The organism is Acidocella sp., assembly GCF_028687955.1.
In the GTDB taxonomy this organism is placed as follows: domain Bacteria; phylum Pseudomonadota; class Alphaproteobacteria; order Acetobacterales; family Acetobacteraceae; genus Acidocella.
Genome location: NZ_JAQTZC010000046.1, coordinates 1 through 7,485 on the forward strand (window position 1 = coordinate 1; position 7,485 = coordinate 7,485).

The 7,485-nt window shown below is 63.3% G+C and carries 8 protein-coding genes; 6 read left to right on the top strand and 2 right to left on the bottom strand.

What is annotated here, in order from left to right:
* Nucleotides 1-143: 143 nt before the first annotated feature.
* On the bottom strand, nucleotides 144-554 hold the full coding sequence (locus tag PHE40_RS07445) for a CoA-binding protein (RefSeq protein WP_299960235.1): 411 nt from the start codon (nucleotides 552-554) through the stop codon (nucleotides 144-146).
* A 41-nt stretch (nucleotides 555-595) separates the two neighbouring features.
* Here PHE40_RS07445 and PHE40_RS07450 point away from each other — a divergent pair, with 41 nt between their 5' ends.
* Nucleotides 596-2,254, top strand: a complete 1,659-nt coding sequence (locus tag PHE40_RS07450) for a glycoside hydrolase (protein WP_299960238.1) — start codon at nucleotides 596-598, stop codon at nucleotides 2,252-2,254.
* A 14-nt stretch (nucleotides 2,255-2,268) separates the two neighbouring features.
* Here the strand turns inward: PHE40_RS07450 and PHE40_RS07455 are convergent, their stop codons facing one another.
* Nucleotides 2,269-2,721, bottom strand: a complete 453-nt coding sequence (locus tag PHE40_RS07455) for a polymer-forming cytoskeletal protein (RefSeq protein WP_299960240.1) — start codon at nucleotides 2,719-2,721, stop codon at nucleotides 2,269-2,271.
* A gap of 289 nt (nucleotides 2,722-3,010) precedes the next feature.
* Between PHE40_RS07455 and PHE40_RS07460 the strand changes: the two genes are divergently transcribed.
* The 5 genes from PHE40_RS07460 to PHE40_RS07480 all read left to right on the top strand — a co-directional run bounded on the left by PHE40_RS07460 (nucleotide 3,011) and on the right by PHE40_RS07480 (nucleotide 7,168).
* Nucleotides 3,011-3,988: an adenosine kinase gene (locus tag PHE40_RS07460; RefSeq protein WP_299960242.1), complete on the top strand. Its 978-nt coding sequence runs from the start codon at nucleotides 3,011-3,013 to the stop codon at nucleotides 3,986-3,988.
* A 5-nt stretch (nucleotides 3,989-3,993) separates the two neighbouring features.
* The gene (locus PHE40_RS07465; RefSeq protein WP_299960245.1) at nucleotides 3,994-4,746 is read left to right on the top strand and encodes a sulfite exporter TauE/SafE family protein; all 753 of its coding nucleotides are present in this window, start codon (nucleotides 3,994-3,996) and stop codon (nucleotides 4,744-4,746) included.
* Nucleotides 4,747-4,905: 159 nt separating this feature from the next.
* On the top strand, nucleotides 4,906-5,670 hold the full coding sequence (locus PHE40_RS07470) for a hypothetical protein (RefSeq protein ID WP_299960248.1): 765 nt from the start codon (nucleotides 4,906-4,908) through the stop codon (nucleotides 5,668-5,670).
* 340 nt (nucleotides 5,671-6,010) lie between these two features.
* A complete protein-coding gene (locus PHE40_RS07475; protein WP_299960250.1) occupies nucleotides 6,011-6,826 on the top strand; it encodes a methionine biosynthesis protein MetW in 816 nt (271 codons plus the stop codon).
* Between the two features lie 93 nt (nucleotides 6,827-6,919).
* Nucleotides 6,920-7,168: a hypothetical protein gene (locus PHE40_RS07480; protein ID WP_299960253.1), complete on the top strand. Its 249-nt coding sequence runs from the start codon at nucleotides 6,920-6,922 to the stop codon at nucleotides 7,166-7,168.
* The last annotated feature ends 317 nt before the right edge of the window (nucleotides 7,169-7,485 follow it).

Sequence of the window (7,485 nt, forward strand, 5' to 3'; positions counted from 1 at the left end):
TGAGACCCATAACCCCGCCTCCACGGTTAAGAATCTCCAGACATGACAAATCACTTTCAAATCGGGCAAGAATTTATGACACAGTAAGACTAGATATCCTGACCACAAGCGGCAACACCAATGTGCCGCTCCCGCCACCCGGCCTATTTCAGCAACCCCAGGCGCGGAATGTCGATCGCCGGGCAGCGGTTCATCACCACGCGTAGCCCCGCCGTCCGCGCCTTTGCCGCCACCACCTCGTTGATGATTCCCAGCTGCATCCAAATGGTGTTCGCCCCCAGGCGGATCGCGTCATCAACCGGCGCGGCCACGTCCGCCGCCTTGCGGAACAGCTCCACCATATCCAGCGGCGCCGCCTCATCCAGCGTGGCCACCACCTTGCGGCCGAGAATCTCCTGCCCCGCCAGCCCCGGATTCACCGGCGTCACATCATACCCCTGGCCCAGCAAAAACTGCATCACTTCATGTGATGCCCGCTCCGGCTTCGCTGAGGCCCCGACCAGCGCGATACGCTTCGTGCCGGTCAAAATCTGGCGGATTGTATCGTCGGACATTGCTCTTCCCCCGTTGCGGCGCTCCGGCTAAGCCATGCACCATGAAAAAATCACTTGCCGCCTGTATGGCCCTGTGCCTGCTCACCTTCCTGCTCTGGAAGGCGCCCAATCAACCCCAGGCAGGCGATGTGACCATGACAGCGGGAAAGTTCAACTCCTTGTCTTACGCGCCCTACCGCGCCTGGCAATCGCCACAGGATACAACCTACCCCACCCTGGCGGAAATCTCCCAGGATCTGGCGCTGGTCGCCACCCATGCCGAGGGCATCCGCACCTATTCCTCGGTTGAGGGCACACTCCCCGCCACCCTGGCCGCGATCCACAACCATACTGACATCGTGGGTCTGGCCAAGCAGGCTGGCCTCAAAGTCTGGCTCGGTATTTGGCTCAGCTCCAACCCGGCGGACAACGCCAAGGAAATGGCGGCCGGCATTGCCGAGGCCAACGCCTACCCCAACACCGTCACCCGCGTCGTCGTCGGCAACGAGGTGCTGCTGCGCCGCGATCTCTCGGTGCAGGACCTCATCGCTGACATCGATGCGGTTCACGCGCGCGTGAAACAACCGGTCGCCTATGCCGATGTCACCCATTTCTGGAAGCAGTTCCCCCAGGTCGCCCCGCATGTGAACATCGTGATGATCCATTTCCTGCCGTACTGGGAGAACACGCCGCTCAGCGTCAGCCAAGCTCTGGCCAGCATCAAATCCACCACGGATGAATTCAAGGCGCTCTTCCCCGGCAAACAGATCTCCATCGGTGAAACCGGCTGGCCTTCGCGCGGCCGTTCGCGCGGCCCCGCCGTGCCCTCGCGCGTCAACGAGGCGGTGTTCCTGCGCCGCTTCGTCACCCTGGCGAACCAGGAGGGCGTGGACTACAACCTGATCGAAGCCTTCGACCAGCCTTGGAAATATGAGGACGAAGGCGTGGCCGGCGCCAACTGGGGCATCTGGACCACCAACCGGGAGCTGAAATTCCCGCTCACCGGCCCCGTGATCGAGCATCCGCACTGGCCCTGGTACGCGCTGCTGGGCGCATTCTCGGGCTGCCTGCTGTTCGCGGCCGGGGGCTTTGGGAACCTGCGCCTGGCGGTTCCCGCCTTCGCGCTGGGCAACGGCTTCGCTTTCGCCTGCATGGGCACGCTGCCAATGCTTTATGACAACTGGCTGCGCCTGGACGCGCTGGTCAATCTGCCGCTGCAAGCGCTCTTCGCGTTTCTGGTCATCCGGCGCGCGGGCGCCATCCTTGCTGGCGCGCCCCTGCCGCCGGACGCCACAGGCGCGCAAACCCTGGCGGCCCTGCGCCGGGGCAAATTCCCCCTCACATACAGTTCCCTCTGGTTCATCTTCCTGGCCAGCGCCGCCGTCTTCGAGGTCATGCTGGTGTTCGCCGGGCGCTACCGCGATGCCCCCATGCCGGTGTTCATCATCCCCGTCATTGCCGCCGCCATCCGGCTCTGGAGCCGCGACAGACCCGGCAACATCGCCTGGGAGGAAATGCTCGCCGCTGATACCCTGGCCGTGTTCGCGGGGCTCGATACCATTGTCGAAGGCACCGGCAATCTGGATTTCCTGAGCTGGAGCCTGGCCGCCATGCTCATGGCCGCGCCGGTTCTGCTGGCGCAATGGGGCCGCCGCCGCGCCGCGCCCGTAGATGCAGCCATAAGCCATAAAAAAAGGCCGGGAGACGCGCCCCGGCCTTAAAACCCCCGCCGCGCTTAATCCTCGTGCGCGGGAATGCCGGTTTCGGTCATCATCTCGATGCGTCCGGTAATCTGCCCGCCGTCTTCCACCTGCAGGCGGCGGCAGCGCGCGGTGCCCAGCACCCGGCCCGAGGAGCGGACGATGAGCGCATGCCGGGCGATCAGCGTGCCATCAATGGTCCCCGCGACCTCAGCCTCGTCCACCTCAACCTCGCCCTTGAACAAGCCGCCCTGGGCGATGGAGAGTTCGACCAGACCGTTGATCATGGCGGCTTCCACGGTGCCTTCAACCACCAGGCGCTCGGCATCCTGCACGGTGCCCTGCACGCTGATGCCGCGGCCGACCACGAGCGTGCGGCGCTGGCCGTCGTCGCGCGGTGCGGCGGCGGTGCTGCTCACGGTGGAGCGCGCCGGTACGGCGGCGGTGGCGGGGGCGGGCATATGCGGCGTGAACGGGGAACGGGCCATGGGAGTCTCCTTGAAATTGTATTGAGCCGTGACGGCGGTCGTGGCGTCATCAGCGCCGGTTGCCGGGGCTGGCGGCGCCGCAGTCTCGGCGGCTGGCAGCGGCGGTGCTGCGGGTTTCGGCTCTTCAGGCTTGCGTTTGTTGAACACGAATCCTCCGTGGCACAAAAATGGTAGAGCTTGGCTAGCACGGGCCGCCGCCCCGGGACAACCTCAGCCATGCGGCCCCAACATTTGCCCGCGCGGCGCCAGCAGTGGTATCGCCGGGCGCAAAACCATTGGAGAGACCAGCATGGCCGTCACCCGTTACGATATCACCGGCATCGGGAATGCCATCGTTGACCTTTTGTTGCCAACCGATGACGCATTTTTAAGCCGCCACGGCATGCCCAAGGGTGGCATGTTGCTGATTGACGCGGACACCGCCACCAAACTCACCGCCGCCATGCAGGGCGGGTTGAGCGCTTCGGGCGGCTCGGTTGCCAACACCTGCGCGGTGGCCGCCGCACTTGGCGCGCGCGCCGCTTTCCTCGGCAAGGTCGCGGCGGATGAGATGGGCGAGACATTCCGCCGCGAGATCACCGCGCATGGCGTGCATTACCCCACCGCGCCACTGCAGGCGCACATCCCCACCGCGCGCTGCCTCATCCTGGTCACGCCAGACGGCCAGCGCACCATGAACACCTATCTCGGCGCCGGCGGCGAATTCTCGCTGGCTGACCTGGATGAGACCGTCATCGCCGCCTCCGCCGTCACCTATCTGGAAGGTTATCTGTTTGATCCCCCGGCCGCCCAGGCCGCCTTCGCCGAAGCCGCCCGCACCGCCCGCGCGGCGGGGCAGAAAACCGCTCTCTCCCTCTCCGATGCGTTCTGCGTGGACCGCCACCGCGACGGCTTCCGCCGTCTTATCACTGAAGGCGTTGACATTATCTTCGCCAACGAGGCCGAAATCTGCAGCCTGTATCAGCGTAACGACTTCGCCGAAGCTGCGGCGGATGCCGCGCGCGAGATCAACCTCGCGGTGCTCACCCGCAGCGAGGCCGGCAGCATCATCCTGCATGAGGGCACACAAACCCATGTCGGCGCCTCGCCAACCCAGGTGGTGGACACCACCGGCGCTGGCGATGCCTATGCCGCGGGCTTCCTCACCGCCTACACCAAGGGTGCCAGCCTGCATGCCGCCGGCGTGCTGGGCGCCAGGGCCGCGGCGCTGGCGATCAGCCGGATCGGCGCGCGCCCGCCGGCCGATGAACTGCGAGCGCTGGTTTAAATCGCATGACCCTGGCGTTGATCCTCCTGGCGCTGGCTTCCTTCATCGCGGGCGCGCAGAACGCGCTGGCAGGCGGCGGCTCGTTCCTGGTGTTCCCGGCCCTGCTGTTCACCGGGCTCAACCCGCTTGCCGCCAATATCACCTCCACCATCGCGCTGTTCCCCGGTCAGATAACAACTTCGCTCGCCGGGCGCAGCCTGGTGGAGGGGGCGGCGGGGCTTTCCATCCGCATGCTGGTTGGCATCAGCCTGGTTGGCGGGGGAATCGGCGCGGTCCTGCTGCTCGCCACCCCGGTCAGTATTTTCACCCATCTCGTGCCTTATCTGGTGCTGTTCGCCACCGCCGTTTTCGCCTGGGGCAGTTTTGTCGCCAAAAAGCGCGCCGAGGACGAGCCCGCCCACATCACCCCGCGCGCCGCCATGGTGTCGCAAATGCTCATCGCGATCTACGGCGGCTATTTTGGCGGCGGCATCGGCATTCTCATGCTGGCGGCGCTCACCGCGGCCGGGCTTTCCGTGCGCCACGCCGGTGCGACCAAGAACATGCTGGCCGGCGTCATCAATGTCGCCGCCGTTGTCATCTTCATCGTGCAGACCCGCGTGCAATGGTATATCGTCCTGCTTGTCGCGGTCTGCGCCATTCTCGGCGGCCAGCTTGGCGTCTACATGCTCCGGCGGATCAACGAAACCGTGCTGCGTGTCAGCATCACCGCCATCGGCATCCTGCTCACCATCGGCCTGTTCCTGCACGCGGGCTGATCCCGCGTCGCGGCGGCCTTGGGGCCTGAAGATAATCGCGTTTCCCGGGCACGCTTGCCTATATTTTGTTTTTCCGGATAATTCCCGCATCAGATGACAATTCCACAAGGTGCCACCTCTAAAGCCGGCGTTGTGCCACGCAAGTGGCGGTGCGCCCATATGGCGGCGCTGCTTATCGGCGGTTGCCTGCTCGGCCCGTGCTTTCCCGCGCTCGCACGGGCGCAACAATCCCACCCCTTCAGCATCAATGTGGAGCCGTCCTATTTCGGCGGCACCTTCGGAACCGCGCATACCATCCGGGTCTACGAAATGCCGCTGAGCCTGGAATACCACCGCGCCAGGCTGCGCCTGCGGCTGGAAATTCCCTACATCGCCCTCCAGGGCGCTGGGCTGCTCAACGGCGGTTCGGTGATCCAGACCAGCGGCCACCCCGTATGGCGCACCGGCCTGGGCGACATCTGGGCTACCGCCGGCTACCGTGTGCTCGACACCTCCGGTCTCAGACCCTCCATAAGGCCCTATGTGAAGATCAAGATCCCCACGGCCTCGCGGTCCAGCGGGCTTGGCACCGGTCAGCCCGATGTCGAGTTCGGCGGCCGTTTTGAATGGAACATATCCGGCCGCCTGCTGCCCTACGCGCGGGCCGGCTACCGGATGGCCGGGCGCGTGCGCGGGTTAAAATTGCAGAACACACTAACATTTGAAGCCGGGGCCAGCCTCGTCGTGCCCTGTCAGGGCTATGTCACCGCGTTGTTTCTGGACAATGGAACGCCTCAGCGCGGGGCGGGGGCATTCGAACAGCTGATCGCCGCCTACACCGTCAGGCTCAGCCCGGCGCTTGATTTTCAGACCTATCTGACCCGTGGCCTGACGTCCAACAGTCCAAAATTTGGCGCGGGCATGGGGTTCACTGAAAAATTCTGACACCGGGTTTTCGGGTTGTTGTCTATTTTTAATACCAGTCAGCCTTAAGGCTGACTGGTATGCGCGCGGGGCTGGTGGGGCGGCCGCGCGCAAAATCAAGAGCTTATACCAGCCCGCCACCAAACCCAGAGAGTCAAGCTCTTGGCGGGCTGGTATAAGTACAATCCAAGGCGGTTTTTCTGCACTTGACTGTGGGATTTTATTCCACGATATGAAATTGTACCGGTACATATGCCGCGCAATCGCGCTTATCGTAGCATGAAGACGGGCGTGTCCAGAGAGGCGATGGGAGCATTCCAGGTGAAGCGTCGTAGGGTTGTCTCGTCCGGCGGTGATCGCAATGCTGGCTGAACCTGCCGTGCCGGATAATTCACGGCCCGCGCCATTGCGTGATTGCCTGGTCTGTGAAACCACCGCCGCCGCCGCCCGGGAACTGGCCGCCGCCAAAACGGGCCGCAAGCTCGTTGCGTGCGGGAATTGCGGTTTCACTTACGCACCCCTGACCGCTCCCCCCTTGGCGGCTGGCGCCGCAACACATCCGGGCGATGCGCTTCTGGGCTGGGTGGACCGTACGACAAGCTGGCGGCGGTTCATGTTTTCCATGCTGCAGCCTCATGAGCTTTTGAATCATCTGGGCCCCGGCTCAGGCAATGTGGTGGATGTCGGCTGCCACCGTGAAACGCTGAAGTCCATCTCGCGGCGTTTCTCCATCTATGGGCTGGAGACATTCCCGGAGCTTTCCGCCCGCGCCCGTACAGAAGCCGCGCAATCTGGCGCCACGATCCTGAGCACCACCGCGGTGGAAGGCCTCTCGCGATTTCCCGACCGTTCGTTGGCCGGGGTGATGCTTCATTCGCATCTGGAGCGAGACGCTGATGCCCGCCGCGTGGTTGAACTGCTGAGCCGTAAGCTCAGGCTCGATGGCATCGCCATTCTGAAACTCTCGAACTACGGCTCCATCAACCGGCGGATCATGGGAAAGCGCTGGTATAAATTCAACTTTCCTGAATATCTCAATTATTTCAGAAGATGCGACGTCACCGCCCTGGCATCGTGCTTCGGCCTGGAGGCATCTTTTCCCTTCCTGCTCTCTTTGCCCACGGATGATAATTTTGTCGCGATCCTAAAGCCTAAAATACCGGCTGAAATATATTAGCCGGCGATTCAGCCTTCAGAGTCCCCCCGCCGGGCGCGCAGCAAAGCCCCCCGCAAACCTACCCATCTAGCCCGGCACGAAAGGCCAAAACCATTGTCATTTCTCATCTCCATCCTCAAATCCATGTCGGCGGCTGATTATACGCTCTTCGCCCTGGTGGGTGTTTTTGTCCTCTCGGCATGCCGGATCCTGAACCGGGATATTTCGCTCGCCGGCGTTTTCCTCGCCGTTGCGTTTCCCGCCGGTGCTTTCCTGTTCATGCTGATCCCGGTTGGCGCCAGAACCAGAACCAGAATCGGTGCGGGCGGGCGTCCCAAAACGGTGTCAGACGCCTGCGGGTAGCGGCGTGGTATGCAATTGAAGCGCAATCATAAGTTGAAAAATGATGGTGCATTTCATTTGTCCTCAGGCTGGTGCTTGATGAATAGCGGCCATCCCCGCCCGGCACTTGCAAAATCAGCGTATGCTACTATGTGGAAGAAAGTCACACAGTCTCAGGGCGCGGCCCTGGTCATGCCAGCCGTAGGGGAATCGCACAGGACTCGATGGACGCAGATGTAGAAACCATGGTGCGCCGCCTGCTCAGCCCGCTCATCGCCTATCTGATGCAGCGGGGGCTGGGCTATATCGCGCTGCGCGACCTGCTGAAAAAAATCTAC